Genomic DNA, 1,090 nt, shown 5'->3' on the forward strand with positions numbered 1-1,090 from the left:
CGATGCGCTCGTGCCCGGCGGCCCGGAGGTGCGCGATGATCTCGCGGACCGGGGCGGTGTCGTCGGTGCGCACGCACGAGAACCCGGTCGGCTGGTCGTAGGCGCCCACCAGCACGGTGGGCAGTCCGAGGTCGTCGAGGAAGGGCACGCGCCAGTCGTCGGTGCGCAGGTCGAGCAGGAGGGCACCGTCGGCCCTGCCGTGGGTGAGCGTGCGGTAGGCGCGCTCTTCGGCATCGCGGCCGGAGACGACCTGGAGCAGGAGTGCCGTCTCGGTCTCGGCGAGCACCGACTCGACGCCGGCGATGAACGCGGGGAAGAAGGAGTCGTTCGCGATGACCTGGGGATCGCGAGCGAGCACCACGGCGACGGCGTTGGCCCGACGGGTGGCGAGGGCTCGCGCGCTCTGGCTCGGTGCCCAGTTCAGCTTCTCGGCCGCAGCGAGCACCTTCGCCTTCGTCTCGTCGGAGATCGGGCGGTTGCCGCTGAGGGCGTGCGAGACCGTGGCCTTCGTGACGCCTGCTTCGCGAGCGACATCGGCGATGGTCGTGCGGCTCATGCCACCTCCTCGTGGATTCCGGACGCTCCGATGCGCTCATCGGTGAACCGGTTTGACGAGTGTAAACCGGTTTGATCGCGGAAGTCAACGATGCCATCCGATTCCTCCGGAGGTATGGCGAGAGGCGGGATCAGACGAAGCGGACGGTCTGCTGCAGCCGCGTGCGCACGTCGAACAGCTCGTTGCCGCCGATCGCCCGCGCCTGCGGGACGCCCTGGCGCAGCACCATGGCGAGGGCGCTGCGTCGTACCACGACGACCGGAACTCCGCGGCTCGTGCCCAGCGGCGTGACGGCCTGGGCGAGGTCGTCATCAGGCAGCACGATGATCATGCCGCCGAAGCGCACGCGCGCAGCCTTGGCGATCGTGCGCATCCTGCTGAGCGCGGCGGTGACGGGCGCGCGGGTTCCCAGGCTCGGGCCGGTGATCTCTCCGCGACGGAAGCCGACCACTCCGCCGAAGTCCTCCGACATCACGCCGTACAGTCCTGAAGGCCCCAGCACCACGTGATCGAGCTTGTCGTCGGCATCCGCTC

The 1,090-nt window shown here is 69.8% G+C and carries 1 protein-coding gene and 1 pseudogene; both read right to left on the minus strand.

The features are described 5' to 3' along the window. A partial coding sequence (locus DSP71_RS10955) for a LacI family DNA-binding transcriptional regulator (protein ID WP_147251297.1) occupies positions 1–556 on the minus strand: 556 nt, incomplete at its 3' end. Positions 557–686: 130 nt separating this feature from the next. Next, positions 687–1,090 (minus strand): annotated as a pseudogene (locus DSP71_RS10960) (molecular chaperone DnaJ); the annotation flags it as partial.

Source organism: Microbacterium sp. H6 (assembly GCF_003314775.1).
Taxonomy (GTDB): domain Bacteria; phylum Actinomycetota; class Actinomycetes; order Actinomycetales; family Microbacteriaceae; genus Microbacterium; species Microbacterium oxydans.